Source organism: Bacillus sp. GS3m_15504 (assembly GCF_055825275.1).
Window position 1 is genome coordinate 1,270,593 of the sequence record NZ_JBVVNL010000001.1, and the last position, 22,810, is coordinate 1,293,402.

At 36.6% G+C, this 22,810-nt stretch carries 20 protein-coding genes and 1 pseudogene; 15 read left to right on the forward strand and 6 right to left on the reverse strand.

Annotated features, from left to right (window positions below):
* Nucleotides 1-9: 9 nt before the first annotated feature.
* Together argH and AC0L0O_RS06795 are read left to right on the forward strand one after the other, a co-directional pair.
* The gene (gene argH / locus AC0L0O_RS06790) at nucleotides 10-1,536 is read left to right on the forward strand and encodes an argininosuccinate lyase (RefSeq protein WP_473785679.1); all 1,527 of its coding nucleotides are present in this window, start codon (nucleotides 10-12) and stop codon (nucleotides 1,534-1,536) included.
* A 66-nt stretch (nucleotides 1,537-1,602) separates the two neighbouring features.
* Nucleotides 1,603-2,436: a GNAT family N-acetyltransferase gene (locus AC0L0O_RS06795; protein WP_000615406.1), complete on the forward strand. Its 834-nt coding sequence runs from the start codon at nucleotides 1,603-1,605 to the stop codon at nucleotides 2,434-2,436.
* A 35-nt stretch (nucleotides 2,437-2,471) separates the two neighbouring features.
* On the opposite strand, the gene AC0L0O_RS06800 is transcribed toward AC0L0O_RS06795, so the two are convergent.
* Entirely contained in the window at nucleotides 2,472-3,221 is a 750-nt protein-coding gene (locus tag AC0L0O_RS06800) for a (S)-benzoin forming benzil reductase (protein WP_001271036.1), read from the reverse strand.
* Between the two features lie 116 nt (nucleotides 3,222-3,337).
* Between AC0L0O_RS06800 and AC0L0O_RS06805 the strand changes: the two genes are divergently transcribed.
* Nucleotides 3,338-10,810 carry a DUF7507 domain-containing protein gene (locus AC0L0O_RS06805; protein ID WP_473785680.1) on the forward strand — a complete coding sequence of 2,491 codons (7,473 nt, stop codon included), beginning with the start codon at nucleotides 3,338-3,340 and terminating at the stop codon, nucleotides 10,808-10,810.
* 47 nt (nucleotides 10,811-10,857) lie between these two features.
* Here AC0L0O_RS06805 and AC0L0O_RS06810 read toward each other — a convergent pair whose 3' ends face one another.
* Nucleotides 10,858-11,415, reverse strand: coding sequence for a CatB-related O-acetyltransferase (locus AC0L0O_RS06810; protein WP_000966324.1), 558 nt, complete (start codon nucleotides 11,413-11,415; stop codon nucleotides 10,858-10,860).
* A gap of 110 nt (nucleotides 11,416-11,525) precedes the next feature.
* Here AC0L0O_RS06810 and AC0L0O_RS06815 point away from each other — a divergent pair, with 110 nt between their 5' ends.
* The 9 genes from AC0L0O_RS06815 to AC0L0O_RS06855 all read left to right on the forward strand — a co-directional run bounded on the left by AC0L0O_RS06815 (nucleotide 11,526) and on the right by AC0L0O_RS06855 (nucleotide 16,608).
* Nucleotides 11,526-11,867: an ASCH domain-containing protein gene (locus tag AC0L0O_RS06815; RefSeq protein ID WP_001268363.1), complete on the forward strand. Its 342-nt coding sequence runs from the start codon at nucleotides 11,526-11,528 to the stop codon at nucleotides 11,865-11,867.
* A complete protein-coding gene (locus tag AC0L0O_RS06820; protein ID WP_000620848.1) occupies nucleotides 11,864-12,259 on the forward strand; it encodes an NUDIX hydrolase in 396 nt (131 codons plus the stop codon). The genes AC0L0O_RS06815 and AC0L0O_RS06820 overlap by 4 nt, the downstream gene beginning before the upstream one ends.
* A gap of 86 nt (nucleotides 12,260-12,345) precedes the next feature.
* Complete coding sequence (locus tag AC0L0O_RS06825) at nucleotides 12,346-12,966, forward strand: acetate uptake transporter (RefSeq protein WP_000070938.1); 621 nt, start codon at nucleotides 12,346-12,348, stop codon at nucleotides 12,964-12,966.
* Between the two features lie 141 nt (nucleotides 12,967-13,107).
* Nucleotides 13,108-13,551 carry a flavodoxin gene (locus tag AC0L0O_RS06830; protein WP_473785681.1) on the forward strand — a complete coding sequence of 148 codons (444 nt, stop codon included), beginning with the start codon at nucleotides 13,108-13,110 and terminating at the stop codon, nucleotides 13,549-13,551.
* Nucleotides 13,552-13,567: 16 nt separating this feature from the next.
* Nucleotides 13,568-14,467, forward strand: a complete 900-nt coding sequence (locus AC0L0O_RS06835) for a WD40/YVTN/BNR-like repeat-containing protein (protein ID WP_473785682.1) — start codon at nucleotides 13,568-13,570, stop codon at nucleotides 14,465-14,467.
* A 216-nt stretch (nucleotides 14,468-14,683) separates the two neighbouring features.
* Complete coding sequence (gene cspB, locus AC0L0O_RS06840; RefSeq protein WP_001179150.1) at nucleotides 14,684-14,884, forward strand: cold shock-like protein CspB; 201 nt, start codon at nucleotides 14,684-14,686, stop codon at nucleotides 14,882-14,884.
* Nucleotides 14,885-15,073: 189 nt separating this feature from the next.
* Complete coding sequence (locus AC0L0O_RS06845) at nucleotides 15,074-15,919, forward strand: exonuclease (RefSeq protein WP_000426507.1); 846 nt, start codon at nucleotides 15,074-15,076, stop codon at nucleotides 15,917-15,919.
* Nucleotides 15,920-16,067: 148 nt separating this feature from the next.
* Complete coding sequence (locus AC0L0O_RS06850; protein WP_000387285.1) at nucleotides 16,068-16,229, forward strand: hypothetical protein; 162 nt, start codon at nucleotides 16,068-16,070, stop codon at nucleotides 16,227-16,229.
* 31 nt (nucleotides 16,230-16,260) lie between these two features.
* On the forward strand, nucleotides 16,261-16,608 hold the full coding sequence (locus AC0L0O_RS06855; protein WP_000566115.1) for a hypothetical protein: 348 nt from the start codon (nucleotides 16,261-16,263) through the stop codon (nucleotides 16,606-16,608).
* A gap of 310 nt (nucleotides 16,609-16,918) precedes the next feature.
* Here the strand turns inward: AC0L0O_RS06855 and AC0L0O_RS06860 are convergent, their stop codons facing one another.
* Together AC0L0O_RS06860 and AC0L0O_RS06865 are read right to left on the reverse strand one after the other, a co-directional pair.
* Nucleotides 16,919-18,010, reverse strand: coding sequence for a DUF3900 domain-containing protein (locus AC0L0O_RS06860; RefSeq protein ID WP_000345032.1), 1,092 nt, complete (start codon nucleotides 18,008-18,010; stop codon nucleotides 16,919-16,921).
* Between the two features lie 116 nt (nucleotides 18,011-18,126).
* Nucleotides 18,127-18,468, reverse strand: coding sequence for a hypothetical protein (locus AC0L0O_RS06865; protein ID WP_014654695.1), 342 nt, complete (start codon nucleotides 18,466-18,468; stop codon nucleotides 18,127-18,129).
* Between the two features lie 363 nt (nucleotides 18,469-18,831).
* On the opposite strand from AC0L0O_RS06865, the gene AC0L0O_RS06870 reads away from it, so the two are divergent.
* Nucleotides 18,832-19,743, forward strand: a complete 912-nt coding sequence (locus AC0L0O_RS06870; protein WP_000488993.1) for a VanW family protein — start codon at nucleotides 18,832-18,834, stop codon at nucleotides 19,741-19,743.
* Between the two features lie 174 nt (nucleotides 19,744-19,917).
* Nucleotides 19,918-20,826 carry a VOC family protein gene (locus AC0L0O_RS06875; protein ID WP_000238846.1) on the forward strand — a complete coding sequence of 303 codons (909 nt, stop codon included), beginning with the start codon at nucleotides 19,918-19,920 and terminating at the stop codon, nucleotides 20,824-20,826.
* A gap of 67 nt (nucleotides 20,827-20,893) precedes the next feature.
* Here the strand turns inward: AC0L0O_RS06875 and AC0L0O_RS06880 are convergent.
* Nucleotides 20,894-21,146: pseudogene (locus AC0L0O_RS06880) on the reverse strand (GNAT family acetyltransferase); the annotation flags it as partial.
* Nucleotides 21,143-21,661: a GNAT family N-acetyltransferase gene (locus AC0L0O_RS06885; protein WP_428889429.1), complete on the reverse strand. Its 519-nt coding sequence runs from the start codon at nucleotides 21,659-21,661 to the stop codon at nucleotides 21,143-21,145. The gene AC0L0O_RS06885 and the pseudogene AC0L0O_RS06880, both read right to left, overlap by 4 nt.
* Nucleotides 21,662-21,953: 292 nt before the next feature.
* Here AC0L0O_RS06885 and AC0L0O_RS06890 point away from each other — a divergent pair, with 292 nt between their 5' ends.
* The gene (locus AC0L0O_RS06890; RefSeq protein ID WP_000115700.1) at nucleotides 21,954-22,631 is read left to right on the forward strand and encodes an MgtC/SapB family protein; all 678 of its coding nucleotides are present in this window, start codon (nucleotides 21,954-21,956) and stop codon (nucleotides 22,629-22,631) included.
* The last annotated feature ends 179 nt before the right edge of the window (nucleotides 22,632-22,810 follow it).

Below are 22,810 nucleotides of genomic sequence, written 5' to 3' on the forward strand. Positions count from 1 at the left end.
AATACTGAGGTGAAAGGGGAAAAGGTGATGAAACAAAGTAAAGAAGAGTTTATAAAGAGTGAAGGCGCTGATTTCCCTGGGAAAACATACGTGAATTGCGTATTACAACATGTATTTAATTTTCAACGAAATTACTTATTGAAAGATATGTTTCAAGTGCATAAAGCGCATATTGTGATGTTGACGGAAGAAAATTTAATGAAAAAGGAAGAAGCTAAATTTATATTACACGCATTAAAAAAGGTTGAGGAAATTCCAGAAGAGCAATTGCTCTATACAGAGCAGCATGAAGATCTCTTTTTTTTAGTGGAACATTTAATTTCTCAAGAAGCGAAAAGCGATTTTGTAAGTAATATGCATATTGGTAGAAGTAGAAATGATATGGGTGTTACGATGTATCGCATGAGTTTAAGGCGATATGTGCTACGATTAATGGAACATCATTTGTTATTGCAAGAAAGTATATTGCAACTTGCTGCTGATTATAAGGAAACGATTATGCCAGCTTATACACATACACAACCAGCTCAGCCAACAACATTTGGTCATTATACGTTAGCGATTTATGATACGATGCAGAGAGATTTAGAACGCATGAAAAAAACGTACAAACTTTTAAATCAATCGCCAATGGGAGCTGCTGCGCTTTCTACAACAAGTTTCCCAATTAAACGAGAGCGAGTTGCCGATTTACTTGGATTTACTAATGTAATTGAGAACTCATATGATGCTGTCGCTGGAGCGGATTATTTATTAGAGGTTAGCTCGTTACTTATGGTAATGATGACGAATACGAGTAGATGGATTCATGATTTTTTACTATTAGCGACGAAAGAATATGATGGTATTGCAGTTGCAAGGCCGTATGTACAAATTAGTAGTATTATGCCACAAAAGCGAAATCCAGTTTCGATTGAACATGCCCGTGCAATTACGAGTAGTGCTCTAGGGGAAGCATTTACAGTATTTCAAATGATTCATAATACACCATTTGGTGATATTGTCGATACGGAAGATGACTTGCAGCCGTATTTATATAAAGGAATTGAAAAGGCTATTCGTGTATTTTGCATTTTGAATGCAGTCATTCGAACGATGAAAGTAGAAGAGGATACCTTAAAAAGACGTTCATATAAACATGCAATTACGATTACAGATTTCGCAGATGTTTTAACGAAAAACTATGGCATCCCATTTCGGCATGCTCATCATGCGGCAAGTGTTATTGCGAATATGTCGTTGGAACAGAAAAAGGAGCTACATGAATTATGTTTCAAAGATGTAAATATATACTTACAAGAAAAATTTAAAATACAATTATTAGAAAAAGAGTGGGAAGAAATTATATCGCCAGAAGCTTTTATACAAAAAAGAAATGTATATGGTGGACCGAGTAAAAAAGAAATGGAGCGCATGATTAACAATCGAAAAGAGTTATTTCGAAAAGAAGAAGAGGTATTTGAAAAGGAAAAACAGAGGATTTTACAAGCTGAAAATGATTTGAATATGTTAGCTTCGAATATTATTGAATCGTAAAAGAGGGATTTAATGAATTAATCGCCAATACTTAATAAAACTATAAATAGAGAGAAGAGATTGTCGATGATTCAATTACATGTATATGAAGAGGTTGTTAATTTTAAAAAAGAGGTTATATCATTTTTAGAAAAGAATGAACAGGAAAATAATCTCATACTAGGTGTATTACAAATGGTCCAACAACCGATATTTATGGGGGTAGCAAAACAAGAGGAAGAAATTGCAATTGTATTTCTTCAAACAGAAGAAAAGAAACAAATTATTGTTGCTACGTCTGAAATGGTGGAAGAGGCCATCGTGGAACTTGCAAAAAAATTAGCGGAAGTATATCCGAATGTTCCTGGATTAATCGGTAATAAGAAAGTTGTACAGAGATTAGCGGAAGAGATTGCAGTGTTAGAAAATAAGAAAACTACTGTTGCGATGGAGCAAGGTATATATGAATTAAAACAAGTGAAGAAAAAGTGGAACGGAGATGGAGTCTTTCGAGAAATAAATAGTGATGAGATACCATTAATAGAACAGTGGATATACCAATTTTGCGAAGAAGTGAATCTTCCTACTACAAAAGAAGAAGCGGAACAAACCGCCCATACATTAATCACTAATCATCGTTTATTCGGTCTAGAAATAGACGGAAAACTTGTTTCTGTAGCTGCAAAAACACGTCCAACTAAAAATAATATAACAGTTAATTTCGTGTATACGCCGAAAGAAGAAAGGAAAAAGGGATATGCATCTAATTGTGTAGCGGCACTTAGTCAACGTATGTTAGATGAAGGTTACAAAACAACGACATTATATACGGACCTGGCAAATCCAACATCGAATAAAATTTACCAAGAAATTGGTTATGAACAAATTGCGGAGTCTATGCTTATATTTTTAGAGAAGTAGAACAAAAAGGCGTGCTAATTTAGCACGCCTTTTTGTTATTCATCAATTCTAATAACCTCGCCTTGAGGGAAGTCTTCAGTTTCTAGTAAGTTACGAATAGCTTTTGCTACATATTCAGGTGATAATAGTTTTCCTTCTTCTTTTAATGTGATGAAGCGGTCTAAATTTGTGAAGTCTTCTTTATTTGTTTCACGAATTTGTGCTTGCATATTAGTGTCAACAACACCAGGCGCAAAAGCGACGATTTTTACGGGATATTCTTTTTCCACTTCTTCAGTCGCTACGCACTGTGTAAACATATTTACACCAGCTTTCGTCGTACAATAAGCGCCCCATCCGAAATAAGGATTTTTTCCTGCGCCAGATGAAATATTTATAACGCGTTTATCTACTTTCCAGTCTTTTGTATGTTTCATGAAAGTAGATGTAAGAATCATTGGAGCAAGTAAATTAATGTGAACGTTTGTAATGAATTGTTCGCTTTCAGCTTTTTCAATCGGCTTCATAGGTGCGAGTGTACCAGCGTTATTAATTAAATGAATAGATGATACAGTGTCTTCTTGAATAGATGAAATGATTTCGTTAAAATTCGTTTCTAAATTATGTACATCTTGAAGATCTAGGGAGTGGAAAACACAATTGCTATTATATTGTTCTGCGAGTTTCGTAAGCTCTTTATTTTCTCTTCTAGAAATAGAGATAATACTCGTGTTTTCTTCTAACAATTGAGCGGCGATAGCCTCACCTAAACCTTGTGAAGTTCCTGTTATGATAACATAGCGCATAGTGTAGTAAGCTCCTCTCGTACGTGCGGAATTTTGTTGGACAAAGTACATTGCACAGTTTGTCTACATTTTATAGTATAGAGCACTTTTTACTATAATTGAAATGAGATGATTACGTGCCTTTTTTGAATCGCTTTACGACAACGGTAACTGGTGCCGTCACGTTCACTGGGAACACGTTAGGACTTAGTCCCACATCGCCTGCACCAGGTAATATTTTTGGTACACTTGCTGTTTTTACAACGGTAAATACAGCGCTGCAAGTACCAGGGTTCCCAGCAGGTACAACGGATGACTGGCGATTGAATTCTTCAAGTGCAATTTTAAATCTTCCGGCAGGGAGTAGTATTTTGTATGCAGAGTTAGTTTGGGCAGGAACTTTCCGGACTGATACGGAAGATGTTTTACCATTTTTAAATGATAATATTACATTTACAACACCAGCAGGAACATTTTCTGTTACGCCAGACCCTGCTACCGCGCAGCAAGGTTCAGTAGGGAATCAGTTTTATTATGCACGCTCTGCTAATGTAACGAATCTTGTTAGTGCAGGTGGGGCAGGCACATATACAACAGGTGCCGTGCCAGCTACAAGAACTTCAGCTGATCCAACAATTAGTCGTTCAGCTGGCTGGACGCTTGAGGTTGTGTATCAAAATGCAAGTTTACCACTTCGGAATTTGTCAGTATATGCAGGGCAAGAAATTATCGATGCTTCATCACCACCGGTTGATGCCACTATTTCAGGATTTGCAACTCCCGCAACAGGAGCTGTAACAGGAAGGGTACTTGTAACTGCACAAGAAGGTGATTCTAACATTTCTGGAGATCAACTTCGTTTTGGACCGAATGCGAATACTACAGTTGCTTTATTCGGACCAAGAAATCCCGCGAATAATTTCTTTCAGTCACAAATTTGTAATGACAGTGGAAATTTAGATACGAGCGGTACATTTGGAGATTTGAATCAGCCGTTAGGAGTAGCTTTGGCCGTCCGAAGGCAAGGGTGGGATATTACGAATGTAGATGCCTCCTCATCTTTAGTAAATAACCAAACGTCAGCAACTGTTCGCTTCGTGACAAATGGGGATGGATACGCTGCAGCTGGTTTTGGTGTTCAAATTGATGCAACAGGTCCGATTATTAATCCTGTTAAATCGGTTAATAGAACAGTCGCGGGGGTAGGGGATACTCTTACCTATACGATTACGGTTCCAAATACAGGAACAGGAAGTGCAGAAAACGTTGTATTACGTGATAGTATTCCGAACGGAACGACGTTTGTTGCAGGTAGTGTAACGGTAGGAGGGGTAACACAGCCGAATGCGAACCCTGCTACTGGAATTAATTTAGGTACAATCCCAAATAATACGCAAAGAATTGTTACCTTTCAAGTGCGAATAACATCGTTTCCGAACCCAAATCCTATTCCAAATCGTGCAATGGTGTCATATCAATTTCGTCCTTTCGTCGGTAGTCCACTTATTACTAGTATGTCTTCTTCGAATACAGTACAAACGACAGTGAATCAAGCAACTATAAGTATGCAAAAATCTGTAGATCTACAGACGGCAACGCTTAATGATGTATTAACGTACACGGTTAATGTGACGAATAATGGAAACGTTACTGCAAACAATGTTATTTTTGTTGATAGTATTCCTGCAGGAACAACATTTGTAGCAAACAGCGTTACGGTAAATGGAGTAGCACGTCCAGGAGCGAATCCAGCAAGTAGTATTAATCTAGGAAGTATTAATGCTTCGCAAACGACCGTAGTGCGCTTTCAAGTTCGAGTAACATCGAACCCTCTTGTCAATCCAATTCCGAACCGTGCAAGTGCAACATTTACCTTTACTCCAGTGCCTGGTCAACAACCAGTTTCAGGGCAAGCGACAAGTAATACTGTAGTTACGACAATTAATATAGCTGATATAAGAACGAGAAAAATAGTGGATAGAGCTTTTGCGACAGTGAATGATGTTCTGACGTACACTGTTACAATTGAAAATACAGGAAATGTACTTGCAACGAATGTTGTTTTTCAAGATCCGATCCCAATTGGAACGACTTTTATCACAAATAGTGTGACTGTGGATGGGGTTTCTCAACCTGGGGCAAATCCAGCGACTGGGTTTACAGTAGCAAATATATCTCCCGGCGGAAGTAGGACAGTGACTTTTCAAGTACGAGTGACATCGACGCCATCAGGAGGCACGATTCCGAATCGCGGAAATGTAACTGCTAATTTCGTCGTTATTCCAAATCAGCCACCAATAACGATTAATAGACAAACGAATACAGTTGTGACACAAGTTAATACAGGCGGTTTAAATGTAATAAAAGAAGTGAATACAACGCAAGCGGCAGTAGGGGACACTTTAACATACACAATTGCCGTTCAAAATACAGGAAACGTTCCGTTAACAAATGTATTTTTCCAAGACGCTATTTCTTCCGCTGTTTCATTTGTTGCAAATTCTGTAACAATTAATGGAGTACCGCAAAGTGGATTGAATCCGAATACAGGATTTTCTCTTCCGAATATTCCTGCGGCTCAAACCGTTGTAGTCACATTTGATGTATTAATTATACAGGATCCAGAAAATGAAGATATTTTAAATCAGGCGAATGTAACAGCAAGTTTTCAAGTGAATCCGAGTGAACCACCAGTAACAATCAATGTTCCGAGTAACATTGTGAATACAACTGTACAGTCAGGGAATTTTGAAGTTGTGAAATCAGTAAATACAGATGTTGCGACGGTAGGGGATGTTTTAGTATATACAATCGAAATCATAAACGCGGGTAGTGTACCAGCAACAAATGTATTTTTCCAAGATTCAATTCCGCAAGGTACATTATTTATTGAAAACAGTGTCTTTGTGAATGGGGTCTTACAAGAAGGGGCAGATCCAGAACTTGGATTCCCGCTAAATGATTTGCCTACTGGTGCGAGTGTAATTGTTACATTTGAAGTATTGATTGATGAAATTCCGCTTGGAAACAACGTTGTAAACAGTGCGAATGTTACAGGAGATTTCCTAGTAAATCCAACAGAGCCACCAATTACTGTAACAGAACCAAGTAATACTGTTATGACAGTTGTGAATTCTTCAGGTTTAAATGTAATAAAAAGTGTAAGCGCTACTGAAGCGGGTGTAGGAGACACGTTAACGTATACAGTTCGTATACAAAATAGTGGAACGGTAGCAGCTACAAATGTATCATTCCTTGATCCAATTCCATCTGGAACAACGTTTGTAGCAAATAGTGTAATAATAAATGGAACGCCTCAACCAGGTTTAAACCCAACAACTGGATTTCCAGTTGCCAATATCCCAGTCGGAGGGATGGTAACAGTTGCTTTTCAAGTGACGATTACGAGTGTACCACCAAATAGAGTTCTTCCGAATAATGCGAATGTCACTGCTGATTTCCAAGTAAGCCCTCTCCAGCCACCAATTACAATTGTAACGATTAGTAATATTGTTGTGACGCGAGTGAATGTGGGATCACTGAATGTAATGAAGAGTGTAAATACACTGCAAGCAGGAGTAGGAGATACGTTAACGTATACGATTCTTATTCAAAATACAGGAACTGTTCCTGCAACGAATATTATTTTCCAAGATCCAATTCCGTCTGGTACTGCATTTGTAGCAAATAGTGTGACGATAAACGGAGTCGTTCAGCAAGGCGCGGATCCTATGGCAGGATTCCCGGTACCAAATATTCCGGTCGGGCAAACGGCCACGGTTACGTTTCAAGTTACAGTGACGAGTATTCCGAGCGGTGGAAATATAAGAAACCAATCGAACATTACTGCAAGTTTTCTTATAAACCCAGCAAACCCTCCAATAACGACTGTTACGAATAGTAATTTCGTTGTGACGCAAGTAAACACAGCGCAGTTAAATATACAAAAAACTTCATCTGTACAACAAGCAGCACTTGGAGAAACTTACACGTATTCTGTTGTCATTCGTAATAATGGTACAGTAACAGCAACGAACGTTTCTTTCATTGATCCAATTGCTCCAGAAACAACATTTGTAGCAAATAGTGTAACGATAAATGGAACGCCACAACCTGGATTTGATCCAAATGCTGGATTCCCGCTTCCTAATATTGCAGCTGGAACATCATTGACCGTAACGTTCCAAGTTACTGTGGTTGCACCATCTACACGTGGAGCAGTATTAAATACAGCATCTGCTACAGCCACTTTCTTATTAAATCCTTTACAACCACCTGTAACAACAACGAGCTCAAGTAATACAACGGTAGTTACAATACCGTTACCTCCTCCTGGTGAAGTAACAGCAACAAAAACAGTTGACGTTGCAACTGGGGCTGTTGGAGATATATTAACGTATACCGTGCTCATTTCAAACGTAGGAATTATCCCTGTTACAGATGTATTCTTCCAAGATGTCATACCAGAAGGAACGACGTTTGTTGGAGGTAGTGTAACGATAGGTGGAGTACAGCAACTTGGTTTAAATCCGGAAATAGGATTTACAGTTACTCCATTATTAATTAATGGTGGAAGTATTGAGATCACATTCCAAGTGACGATTACAGAAATTCCAGATAATGAAGTCATATTAAATGATGCAGACGTTACATTTACTTCACAACCAAATCCGCAAGAACCACCGATTACAGAAACGATATTAACAAATTTAGTCGTTACGACGATTAATATAGCTTCGATTTTTCCGTTAAAACTAGTAGATAAAGAAGTAGCGACTGTAGGGGAAATATTAACGTATGATGTATTGATTTTTAATTTCGGAACAGTGCCAGCGACGAATGTTCAATTTATTGATACGACTTCCGCGGGAGTAGCATTTGTACCAGGAAGCGTGAGCGTAAATGGGGTACCGGCACCAGGGTTAAATCCTTTCATTGGTTTTACAGTTCCCAATATACCTGTAGATGATTTTGTAGTTGTCACATATCAGGAAGTGGTTACGAGCATACCAGAAGGTGGAACGATTGTTAACTTTGTAGACGTTACAGCGACATTTGCTGTAAGTGAAACAGAGCCGCCTATTACAGAAACAACAACAAGTAATACGACATTAACAGAAATCAATGAGCCTGGTTTAAATGTATTAAAATCAGTAAGTCAGCCGGTTGTTGCAGTAGGCGATACAATCACATATACAACAGTAGTTCAAAATACAGGGACAGTGGTAGCGACGAATGTTCAATATAGTGATGTATTACCGTCCTCTATAGCATTCGTGCCGAACAGTGTAACGATAGAAGGTGTGTTACAACCTGGGTTCAATCCTAATAATGGATTCCCGCTTCCAGATATAAATCCAGGTGGAAGTGTAGAAGTAACATTCCAAGTAACAGTGGTTAGTGTACCATCAAATGGAACAATTGTTAATACAGCAAATGTAACTGGAAGCTTTGTATTAGTACCAGGAGAACCACCAGTTATAGTAACAGGGCCGAGCAATACAACACTTACAACTGTAAATAGAGGACAATTTAATGTTATAAAACAGGTAAATAGGGCTGCTACCCTAGTTGGAGATGTATTAACATATACGGTTCAAATAACGAATACAGGAACAGTAACAGCTAATGATGTTCAGTTTATTGATATCATTTCAGCAGGAGCGGCATTTGTACCAAATAGTGTAACGATAAATGGAGTCCTGCAACCAAACTTAAATCCAATTACTGGCTTTGGAGTTGGAGATATACCAGTTGGTGAAACGGTTATCGTGACGTTTCAAGCGACAGTTACAAACATCCCGTCATCAGGAACAATTACGAACGTTGCAAATATAACAGGAAGCTTTACTTTAGTACCAGGAGAGTCACCTATTGTAGTAACAGAGCCGAGTAATACGACGATAACAAGTATAAATAGAGGGCGTTTTAGCGTTATAAAATCTGTAAATAAAGAAGCAACACGTTTAGGAGATACGTTAACGTATAGTGTGCAAGTTACAAATACGGGAACAGTAACAGCGACAAATGTTCAGTTTATTGATGTTCCATCACCTAGCTTAGAATTCGTTCCTGGAAGTGTACAAATAAATGGGATTCCGCAAGTAGGTTTAAATCCATTTATAGGCTTTTCATTACCGGATCTTGCAGTAGGGGATAGCGTATTAATTACATTTGCAGTAAATGTAATCGCAGTTCCGCCTTCTAGTAGCATTATGAATACAGCGAGAGTAACGGGTGATTTTGAATTGATTCCAGGAGAACCTCCGTTTACAATTACGAATTCAAGTAATACGACAGTTACACCAGTAAATAGAGGTAGTTTAGATATGCAGAAAGAAGTAGACAATTCAATCGTTGGAGTAGGAGAAACGGTAACGTATACGGTTCGTATATTAAATACTGGTACTGCTGATGCGATGAATGTTCAATTTATCGATGTGCTATCTCCGGAAGCTGTTTTTGTACCAAATAGTGTAACTGTAAATGGAGTAGCGCGTCCGGGAGTAAATCCTCAGGTTGGATTTACGATTGTAGACATTCCAGTCGGTGAGACAGCGATTGTAACATATGAAGCTACGATTACAAGTTTTCCAGATGGTGGTACAGTAGTAAACGTTGCTGGGGCGTTAGCAGAGTATATTTTAGTGCCAGGAGAACCTCCAGTTACAGTGATGGATACGAGCAATACAGTTATAGTGACGGTAAATACTGCAATCTTATTTGTTGCAAAAGGAGCAAACTTTGAAGTAGCGATGGTAGGGGATGTTGTCACTTACGGAATTGCCGTTATAAATGATAGTACAGTTCCTGTGACCAACATTGTGTTAACAGATATCATTGATCCAAATACGTTATTTATAAATGGCACGGTAACGGTAAACGATGTAGCTCTTCCATTTGCTAATCCAAATACCGGTATTCCATTAGGTGATTTTCAGCCAAATGATGCGGCAATTATTAATTTCCAAGTTGTAATAACAGGAGGGCAAATAAATAATTTAGTCACAAATACTGCTATAGCAAATGGACTCGCAATTGTAAATCCGAATGAGCTGCCAGTAGTAGTGGAGGGTGATAGCAATACAGTTGTTATCCCGTTTATTCCTCAAAATGTCTCAACGACAGTCGTAAAAACGGCAGATTTACAGGCAGCAACGATTGGAGATGTTATTATCTTTACGACAGTTATTACAAATACGGGTGATACTGTCATACAAAATATTCGTTTTCAAGATATGTTAGATAGTAGTGTTCGATTTGTCCTTGGAAGTGTAACGGTTGATAATACACCAGTACCAAATGTAAGCCCAGTATCAGGGTTTCTTATAGGGAATTTAAATCCAGGTGAAGGACGAACAGTTTCGTTCCAAGTAGTGGTTCAGAGTGCCCCAAGTGGTTCGGGGAATTATATTAATCAAGCGAGTATTCGTTTCGAACATCAAGTAGGCACAGTGTTACCACCTGTTACACAAATAGTAGAAAGTAATATAGTTGTTATTCCATTTGTTCCAACGATAGAACAAATTTGCGAAACGAATCTTAATTGTTTAGGGAAGATTCCTTTTCAATGTTCTCCGTGTGATCACTTGCAAATAAAGAGAAAATAAATGCAGAAAGAGCATCCTGTAAGAGAAGGATGCTCTTTCTGCATTAATCATGTAGATTCTTTTTCGGGCGAGGTGAAAAATTCGTCGATTTTGTTGGAGAGTAGTAATGGAATGGCTCCTTTTATAACAGAAATGTCCCAGTCCCACCATGCGAGACTCTCTAGTTTGTCAATCGTTTCTTGTGGGAAACGATATCGAACAAATTTTGCAGGATTACCAGCTACAATTGCATACGGGGGTACGTCCTTTGTAATAACGCTCCTGGCGCCGATAATGGCCCCATTACCAATTGTAACACCAGATAAAATGCAGGATTGATAACCAATCCATACATCATTGCCGACTACGATATCACCTTTAGAAGAAGGGTGACCAGTAATATGTGCTCCTTCACCGAAGAGAGCATTAAATGGATAAGTTGTTATCCAATCGGCACGATGTTCACCACCAAGTAGGAAAACAACTTCTTCTCCTAATGAACAAAACTTACCTATTTTTAATTTCGTTTCATCATTCCAAGAAAAAATAGTTGGACCTACTTTACTATAAGTATAATCACCGATATCATACTTACTATATTCTGGTTTTTGATTTAAATATAACATGATTCTTCAGCCTCCTTTCTCAATTAAGCGATACGTATGGAATATTATATGCAAGATGTAGCAAGGTGAGCTGTGTTAATAGGTGAATTGAACAAAAAGGAGTGGGCTGTATGAGATATGAAATGGGTTTATATAATAAACCGTTTCAGTCAATTCAATCAGGAAAAAAAGTATATGAAGTACGTTTATATGATAAAAAACGTCAACTAATAAACAAAGGCGATGAAATTGTATTTACGAATCTTACGACAAAAGAAATGATGGCGGTAAAAGTAACGGAAATAAAGCGATACGAAAGCTTTAAAGTAATGTACGAACAAATTGATAAAAAATTAATGGATTGTGAAAATGATAGTTTAGAGGAAATGTTAGAAAGTACATACAAAATATATACGAAAGAACAAGAAAAAGAGTGGGGAACAGTTGCAATTGGTATTGAGGTAATAAAATGATAAGAAATCGCGGCGTGGCTATCATTGTGCAGGAAGGGAAAATTGCTCTTATAAAACGTATTAGAGGAGGGGAAACATATTATGTTTTTCCAGGCGGAGGAATTGAAGAAGGAGAAACACCTGAAGAAGCAACGAAGCGAGAAGCTTATGAAGAATTAGGGGTACATATAAAAGTGGGGAATCTTATTGCGAAGTTGGAGTTTAAAGGGACGGAGTATTATTTTAACGCCCATATTATAGGTGGAGTTTTCGGAAGTGGTAAAGCTGAGGAATTCGAGCTGAAAGGTAGAGGGAGTTATATTCCATTGTGGTTACCGATACACGAGTTGGAAAAAGTGAATATAAAACCGTATGAAGTGGTTGAAAGTATATTAGAACATTATAAAATATAAGGTCTGACAACATACAAAAAAAACCATTGACATAGTCTTCTGATTTAAGTATTGTATTCGAGTATGTTTATAATCAGGAGGTTTATATGAGCAATCAAACAACTACACATCATGTGAAAATGACAACAGCAGATCCATCAGGAATTGGTCTATTTGGATTAGCGATGGTAACACTTGTAGCATCATCTCAAAAGTTAGGCTTAACAGATGGCGTTTCACTAGTATTACCGTGGGCAATCTTTTTAGGAGGATTTGCACAAATCTTTGCGTGCATTCACGATGCAAAGCATAATAATACGTTCGGTACAACAGCATTTGGTGCATACGGCCTATTTTGGTTAGGTGTTGGAATGACTTGGTTAATTCAACTTGGAGTATTTGGCGAAAAATTAGCACAAGCTGCAGATTCAAAACAGCTTGGTGTAGCCTTTATCGGATATTTGATTTTCACAATTTTTATGACAATTGGTGCAATGGAAACACATAAAGTATTATTTATGATTTTCGTCCTTATTGATTTCTTATTTATCGGTCTTTCATTAAGTACTTTAGGTGTTATGCCGCATGCGATGCATAATTTAGCAGCATATTCAGAACTTCTTATTTCATTATTATCTTTCTATGGTTCAGCAGCAGCAGTGTTAAATACACACTTCGGAAAAGTTGTTTTACCAGTTGGAAAGCCGTTTGGTATTTTTAAAAAGTAATAAAAAAGCACAGATGATTGTATAGTCATCTGTGCTTTTTTTATTAAGTAAACAGAAATAATAAAAAATACAATTGAAATTGATTCTCATTATTAATATAATGAGAATGAGAATCATTTATTGTTAGAGGGGGATGCCAAAGTGGCGAAAATTTTAATAGCTTATGCAAGTATGTCAGGAAATACAGAGAGTATTGCTGATTTAATTAAAGTTAATTTAGATGCTTTTGATCATGAAGTAGTATTGCAAGAAATGGAAGGCATGGATGCTGAAGAATTATTAGCTTATGATGGAATCATTTTAGGATCTTATACGTGGGGCGATGGTGAATTGCCATTTGAAGCGGAAGATTTCCATGAGGACTTAGAAAATATTGATTTATCAGGGAAGAAAGTAGCGGTATTTGGATCAGGTGATACGGCGTATGAACTGTTTTGTGAAGCGGTAACGATATTTGAAGAAAGGCTTGTAGAACGCGGTGCAGAGCTTGTACAAGAAGGATTGAAAATCGAACTAGCTCCAGAAGATGAAGAGGATGTTGAAAAATGCAGTAATTTTGCAATTGCATTTGCTGAGAAGTTCTAAGAATGGGAGTGTCAACGTGGAGACAATGTTAAGTGCGACCGCTATTACAAAGTTAAGAGATGGGAAGCTTATGTTAGCTACTACATATAATGGTTTATTTATTGAACAAAACGGAGAATGGAAACAAATTTTAAATGGTTTTCAAAAACGAATTAGGGATTTACATAGCAAAGATAATGTAGTGTATGGTGTAGGTGACGAAGGAATTTTTATTCGTAGTATGAATGGTGGAGAGAATTGGACAGTTCAACGTTTTCCAACAAAGGCAACGAGTTGGAATGTGTGTAGTAATATAGAAGGAACTGTCATTGCTCATGGAGATAAAACGTTGTATCATTCGAATGATTTTGGCTCGACATGGGAAACCATTCATCCATTTCTTGAGTATGGTGGCGGGGCACCATCTATTCGATCGTTGTTTTTATATAAACATTACTTATTTATCGGTACGAAAATACATGCTAAATATGGTGGTGTTTGGCTATTTAATTTGGAGACACGTAAATTAAATAGGATTAAAATCGTGATGAATCAAATGATCTCAGCGTTGACTTTACACAACTCTTATTTAGTAGCAGCCAGTGGATCGTGCAAAGGGATTAGCGGGAATATTTCTTTTTGTAAAATAGAAGAAAGTATTGAGAGTGAAAAAACATATTGGCACACATGTCAAAGCGAGCAGAAAGCAAGTAGCTATTTAGACTTAAGTGTAGATCAACATGTGTTATATACAACGTCAACGAAAAATAAGGCGGGGATTAGTACCGTTTGTCGTGTACTTTTAGAAGAAGGAATTGTAACAGTATGTGACTCAGTTAAAGGGCATGGCTGGCGCATTGTGAACGAAAAAGAAGCCTATTTTGTAGCGGGATCAGGTGAATCAAAAGCGATGCAGTGGAAGAAAAAAGTCATATAGCGAAAAAAACTTTGCTTTTATTATATTGATATGATATATTATATTTAAACCATTTTACTTTTAATAATATAGAGATTTAAATGAGCTGTAACTTCCGAGGAGGATAGCAATGTTAAATCTCCTCAGAGTTGCAGTTTTTTTAATGTCTGACTTATTTTTGTAAAGTGGTTGAAAATGAATATGTACATATAGGTACATTGTAGGAGGATTTTTTACATGCAAAACGGTAAAGTAAAATGGTTTAACTCAGAAAAAGGTTTCGGATTCATCGAAGTTGAAGGCGGAGAAGACGTATTCGTTCATTTCTCAGCTATCCAAGGCGAAGGTTTCAAAACTTTAGAAGAAGGTCAAGAAGTTACTTTCGAAGTAGAACAAGGTAACCGTGGACCTCAAGCTACAAACGTTAACAAGAAGTAATTGTGGAAAAAAGAAGGGCTTGCCCTTCTTTTTTTTTGCATTTTTATTGAATAACCTCCTATGTACATAGCATAATGAGATTGAATTTTCGTTTTTTAGACGAAGTATTACATGCATAAAGTGTATGAATAAATAAATACTGAAAATAAAGTATGTGTGTGAAAAGGAATGTAGAAAGAGGTAAATAAATTGGAAAACGCTACACATTTTATTGTGTTTGATATAGAGAGAAATTTTAGGCCGTATAAATCAGAAGATCCGTCAGAGATAGTTGATATCGGAGCTGTAAAAATAGAAGCAAGTACAATGAAGGTAATTGGAGAATTTTCGGAGTTAGTAAAACCGGGGGCACGACTTACTCGTCATACGACAAAATTAACGGGAATTACAAAGAAAGATTTAATTGGTGTCGAGAAATTCCCGCAAATTATAGAAAAATTTATTCGGTTTATCGGAGAAGATTCTATATTTGTTACATGGGGAAAAGAAGATTATCGATTTCTATCTCATGATTGTACGTTACATAGTGTAGAATGCCCTTGTATGGAAAAAGAAAGAAGAATTGATTTACAAAAATTTGTTTTTCAAGCGTATGAAGAATTGTTTGAGCATACACCAAGTTTACAATCTGCAGTAGAACAGCTCGGTTTAATATGGGAAGGGAAGCAGCACCGAGCTTTAGCGGATGCTGAGAATACAGCGAACATACTTCTTAAAGCATATAGCGAGAGAGATATTACTAAAAGGTATAAAAGACATGGTGAACTCGAGCTTGTAAAGGACGGAAAATTAACAGAAAAAGCGAAAAAAAAGATGCGAAAATGGGTATTTAAAGAAATGAGAAAAAATACAGAGCGTCCTTTCGTTTGGAGTACATTTGAAAGTAGTGACACGTGGGAAAGTATAACGGAAAGATATTATATAAGTGAATCTACAATAGAACTACTGAAAAAGCATTTTCGTACGGCGGTTAGAAAGGCGGAAAGGCAGATTAGGTATTTGGCTGAGATGGAGAAAGTAGTAGAAGAAAATTAATGACATAGTCTATTTTATTCATATGTACAACTAGACTTCAGGATTAAGTTGCTGAAGTCTAGTTGGAAAATTCACGGCTTGTCCCGTATTCGTAATGGAGTATTTTATTGTTTTTAGTATGAATATACATAGAAAGGAGTGTAGTTTAATGGAAGCAATCTTTAACATTTTAACCGTTTTAGCTTTTGGGATAATATTTACCGCACTATTAGCGTTTATTACACTTCCTTTCATAGCAAAGAAGAAGAATTGGAAAAGGCTTAATATATCTTTAAATCGTGGTGTATTAAAGATTAAAATAGAAGAGTAGGTTAAGAGTCTTATATATGGGAGGTGTAATAGTGATAGACTTGGATATTAAAACTGTCAACGTACAGATGGAATTAAACGGAGTCTTTTGGAATGAGGATGGGACTGCTGAAATGATGGTGACTACAAAAGCGGAGCATTCTTTTATTCTTCGTCTAGTAGTTGATTTAGAAAGTAAAACGATTAGGGCAACGAGTGTCGAAATAGTGAATGGATTCTGTCCTTTGTGCAAACAGAAAAAGGACGTATGTAGTGAACTTAATGACTTACAAAATAAAATGGAAATTTTAGAAGAAGCCTACGATTGGGTGAGAGAGCATCCGGAATATCGTTTTCAATTATCTTTTTATGAGTACAATAAGTTTGAGGTAGTGAAGTGAAATTTTAATTTTGAGGACATACATAGTGACTAAAAGGGAAAATATAAAAACTTATAGAAGGACTTGGTCAACTAGAAATATTGAAGCAGATATCTCTAATGGACATCCGCTTGTATAACAAGGAAGGGATGTACTTGATTCTGCAACAAATGTCATCTTGTATCAAAAAAAATTTAAAAATAAGCATATTTTGTATAAAGTAGAAAAACTGATTCTTAGTAGAATCAGTTTTTCATATAAATGAAAACTATATCCCAAATAAAAGAGCGCTTGTTAACAGCGCTCAGTAAAAACAGTTAAATGGAAGGAATTATTCAATCCCGTTCGGATCATAAGTATACTGCTGCTTATTCTCAATTCGCTCAATCACGTCTTGTAACTCGTCTGGCTTCAGGAACTCAATCGGAGAGAAGCCTTTCTCAAACGTAAGTGTATCAGCCTCAATCATTAATACGTATCGGTCATTTACCTTTGCGATATGTATTTGATCCCCGAAATCAGCAAGCAGGGCCTTCACAGAGATATGATCTGCTTTTAGCTTTAATTCCACTTCAGGAGCATGCTCGACGATTTGAGCGGTAGCTTCCATTACTTCTTCGGTTGAAAATTGTTCCATAATTTCGCGTTTTGGACTGGCAGCCCATACTTCCATTGCTTGGTCGAATTGTTCGCGTTCTTCCGTGCCTTCTTCAAATACATCTTCAATTTGATCATATACCATGTCCATTACTTGTGTTTTCATAATTTCAGGCATAGAGCGTTCGTACTCGACGAATTTTAAGAAGTCTTCAAAGTAACGGGCGTGTGATGCTTGGTGAATTTTTAGCTCGCCCACTTCGACCATACCCTCTTCAGGCATGTACGGATATTGGATAGATTTCATATTTTTTGTTGTAATGGCCATTTCAACGTTACGAATCAGTGTAGATTCATCAGAAATAGAAGCAACTTTCGGCTCGAAGTCACATTTCATAACGAAGACGAATGGATCATCAAAGTATTTGCGTAGTTTTGCTTGTGCAATTAAAAACACACCACCGCGCACAGCACTTGTGTCAAGATATGTATAAACGAGAGGTTCGCTCATATCTTTGAAGTTTTCCTTCGTTTCCGCAAAGCGAATGCGATTAAATAGGTTGTAATGAGGGTTTGAATCAAGTTCGTGCCCTTCTTCTACAATGAAGCGACCGATCTTTGTCGGAGCTTGTTCTGTTTTTGCATGACGTTCTACTTTTCGCTTTGAAATTTTTAATAATTCTCCATCCAAAAATTCTTTTAAGGAGCTATCTTCATACTCTTCAGCATCTAATGTTTGAAAATGTTTGTAACGTTTATCAACAGCTTCGCCTTTTCCTTCTACTTGTACAACATAAAAGGAAAGATAATTTATTTCAAAATCCATATTTATCACCTTGTTTCATTTCATTAACTCTTATCAGTATAGAGATGGAAAAAACTTTCGTCAATTTATATAAGGAAGGGGGAGCCCCTTCCTTCATATATTTTTTACTTTTGGAATTAAAATCCGTCTTCTAATGCTGAAAATGGAATGTTTAGTCTGTTTTCTATTGTACGTAAACGTTGGTTTAAGCGGTTTAATCTACGTGTATGACGCTCAACCGTGTTTTCTAATTGACGTACTCTTTGCTCCAGCTCATTTACTCGTCTTTCTAGTTGACGATTTCCAGCACCAGGAAAAGAGATTGGAAGTTGAAATTGTCGATTTTGATCGTAGGGATTAACTTGCTCTGCTGGATCTATATATTGTTGGTATTGTGCTTGTAAATCATATTGAGGCTGATAACCATTTTGGTTATATGGATTGTATGGATTGTAGGGGTACATAAAAACATCCTCCATTTCTTTAAAATAGGTTAATTCACCATAATGTATGTGTAAAAGCGGAGTGTGGCACGGCAAATACCTATTTATGTTCATGAGATGTTTCTTTATAAATAAAAATATGTAGTTTTTACATTTGTATTTCGTTTATCTGATGGTATATACTGGATAAAAGGGTGGGGTTACATAAAGGTTACAATTCTATCAAACTCAAACTTTTATGTAAATATGTGTAGACATTTAGAAAAGAAAAGGGTAATTTATATAGAGTAAAAAATAACTTGTAACATTTTATAAATATATTGTAAAATGATTGTAACAAAATATACATAAAAATGAAATAATACATAAAAGTAATATTGGGAAAAAGGGGAGAGTATATTGTTCCGTAAAGTAAAGGGTATATTAGTTGGGGTGTTATGTGTAGCTGTAGTGAGTGGTTGTGGTACAAAAGTAAGTGATGTCGCATTAGTGAGTGATATTGGTGGCCACACAGTAGAGGCTAAAGCAGAGGTACAGGATTCTATTAGTTTAGTAGATGGTCGTACAGGTACTGAAGTGAAAAAGCTAGATTTATCGAGTCTAGGCTATTTTGAAGACGAAGCAAAATTTAAAAAATCGGTAACGAAGGTTGCTAGCGAGGTTGGGAAAAGCGTTGATAAAAAGATGGTTCCTTCACGTGTAGCACCTGATGGAAGTTGGCAAGAAGGAAAGCCTTCTTATGAATTAATGGAAAAAGAATTAGTAGATAAATTATTAAACGTTGGTATGTGGGATTCTTCCTATCAATTACCTATTGTTGAGAAAAAACCTACTGCAACATTAAGTGATGCACAAGGAAGTGGTACGGTAATTGGTAGATACGAAACGAATTTAGGTGGCTCGACAGGTGGCCGTATTGAAAATATTCGTTTGTCAGCAGCGAGCATAAATGGGGTTGTATTAGCAAAAGGAGACCGTTTCTCTTTCAATGCATTAATTGGTGATACAACGCCAGATAAAGGATATCAATTAGGAAAAGAAATTGTAGATGGTAAATTAGTAGATGGATATGGCGGTGGTGTTTGTCAAACATCATCAACATTATACAATGCAGCAGATCAAGCTGGTTTGAAAATGGTAGAGAGAACGACGCATTCTAAAACGGTAGGTTACGTTCCACAGGGAAGAGATGCTACAATTGCATATCCATACTTAGACTTAGTATTTGAAAATACGAATGATGCACCTGTGAAACTTTATATGGGTATTCAGGGCGGAAAGTTAGTTGCTGAAGTACATAAAATGAGATAAGAATTATAAAGTCATCTTTTCTAAAAACTAGAAGAGGTGGCTTTTTTATTACGAAAATAAAAATGTGTATAAATTCTGACTTTTCATATTTACATAGGGTGATTTTAGTTGTATCCTTCATAGTAACGGTTATATGAAATAGAAATATATTGGGATAAGGAGATGAAGTTATTCATGGTAAAAATTCATCCGAAGACACGTATTGGTTATGTGGAATTTAAAGTGAAAGATTTAGAGCGTCAAATTGCTTTTTATGAGAATGTAGTAGGGTTAGAAGTAATGAAACAAGAGGGAAATAAAGCGCATTTAGTTGGAAAAGGTGGAAAGAACACGTTACTAGTTCTTGAGAAATTAGAGGACGGGGTACTGCAAGAACCGCGTACGACTGGTATATATCATGTAGCCTTTTTAGTTCCGACTCGTGAGACGTTTGCTTCTGCACTATTTGATGTGATTCGTAATAAGAATGTAATTGATAGTCCGGTTGAGCAAGAGGGACGTTATACATATTCAAATGAAATTTTACCAATTTCAAGGTTTAATAGCGCAAGCGATCATACGTATAGCGAAGCGTTTTATTTACAAGACTTAGAGGGAAATGGTATTGAAATTTATGCGGATCGTCCGCGTGATCAATGGGGAGATGGGCCAGGAGGAAGTACCCCGCTTGATTTAAAAGAACTAGCAACGCTTGTTGATTATGAGTTTGATGGATTGCCTGCTAATACTGTCGTTGGACATGTACATTTACGAATAGCTAACGTAGAAGAGTCACATGACTTTTATGTAGATACAGTAGGCTTTGAAGTGCAGCAACGCGAAGATGACTGCTTATTCATTTCTGCAGGAGGATATCATCACCATATAGGCGCAAATACGTGGAACGGAGTAAATAATCCGCATCCACCAACACATGCAACTGGACTTAAGGTATATACGATTGTATTACCGCATAAAGAAGCATTAGATGAAGTAAAAGAAAGATTAATAGAAAAACAGCATGAAATACACGAAATTACAAATGGATTTACTGTAGTCGATCCGAGTGGTATTACAGTACAGTTTGAAATAGAAGTAGCATAAGAAAAGCGAGAAAGTGTATAATCACTTTCTCGCTTCTTTTTGATACGTAATCCAAGTAGGACAAGGGTTAAAAGGAAAGGATTCGTATATATTCGAAAGTATGTGCAGTATGGATGGAAGTTACTGCCCCAGGTGAAAAAGATGCCTACTACATCTTTTTTATAGTAGGCAACATACGCACATTTTGTTTTATTATCTCGTAATAAGTGAAATAGATACGATTCTTCATTATATAAATCAATAAGTTGTTTTACTTGTAGCTCATTATTTTTACTATACTTCTCTATAACAAGATTATTTTCATTGGAGGACTTCATCATAGCTCAATCCAAAAACGTCTTACTACATTCCCATCTTCCTCAATGAAATCATCATCACGAAGGCCGCCGTTATGTAAAATTGTTTTTTCTGAAGCAGTATTTACTTCATCGCAAACGACAAGTGCTTTCGTGATGTTTAATTCCTTCGCTTTTTCCAGTGATAATGCTAGTAATTTCGTAGCATAACCTTTTCTTCTTTCAGAAGGGCGAATGCCATAACCGATATGACCGCCAGCGTTAAATAAATGTTCAGTTAAACTATGACGTATATTAACAGCTCCTATGATCCTATTATGATCTGTAACGAGCCAATACGTAGAATCTGGTACCCAAGATTCAGGAACATTTATTCCGTTATGTGCATCGAGTAGTTCTTGCACCATAGCGGGGAAGTTAGAAGGATCCTTTGTAATAACCCACGGAATCATCGTTTCACCGCTATCTTTCCATTCATTATAAAAATCTAAGTATTCTTCTTGTAAATCGGTAGTAGGTGTAAGTAAAGAGACGTTCATTGTTAATAAGCTCCTTTATTTATGTAGTATGTATAAAAAAATTACGACACAAAATGAAAGCGTTTTCTTGATTTTCTCAACCTCATTTCATGTTATCCACCTTTGTTTTTTCAAGAAAATGATTGGATGTTTAAAATTAGAAGTTATTTATTTTATGTTAATGTTTAAAATATTAACATAAAACGGCCTAGGTATTAAGTATATTTTAGTAAAATTCCTTCATATCGATAAATGGATGTATGTGATAATTTTTATTTTATCTATCTATAATGAATGAAAGGGGGAAGGGCTCGTGAGTGTAAATATTGATTTCATTATACGAATCGGTGTTGCTGGTTTGTTAGGAGCAATAATCGGTATTGAAAGGGAAATTCGATCAAAAGAAGCGGGCTTAAAAACACATTTCCTAGTAGCGGTAGGAAGTGCTTTAATAATGGTCGTTTCGAAATATGCTTTTTCAGATATTATGAATGAAGATCATATGGCACTAGATCCAAGTCGTATTGCAGCGCAAGTTGTTAGTGGAGTCGGTTTTTTAGGTGCAGGTACAATTATTATTCAAAAGCAGGCGGTGAAAGGATTAACGACAGCAGCTGGTTTATGGGCTACAGCAGGAATTGGATTAGCAATTGGGGCTGGTATGTATGTAGTAGGAATTGGAGCGACGATTCTCGTTTTAATTGGTTTAGAGATTGTAAGCCGTATTTTTAAGGTGCAATTTTTATTTCCGCAAAATATAACGGTGCAAATGTGTATAAATAAACATGAAGCAGTACAACAAATATTAGAAACACTACAAGTGAAAGGCATTCCAATACTTTCATATGAAGTGGAAACTTCACAGCAAGGTACAGAAATAGTTTATAAGGTAGGGATGCAACTGAAAAACATATCGTCAGAAGAAAAGAATAAGTTTATTCAGCATATGCAAACATTACCAGAAGTTACATTCATAAAGTTAAAATCATAGTTTTGAAAACGAGGATAGATGTAGCGGGAATTTCGCTATTATCTATCTTTTTTTGATATAAAACGCACATAAAGTCAAGTGTTAATTTTGCATGGTATGGATACATGTGTGAACGTTACCTTATTTTTTCTCAATACAGTATAAAAAGTAAAAATAGTAAAATAATGGTGCGGTACACT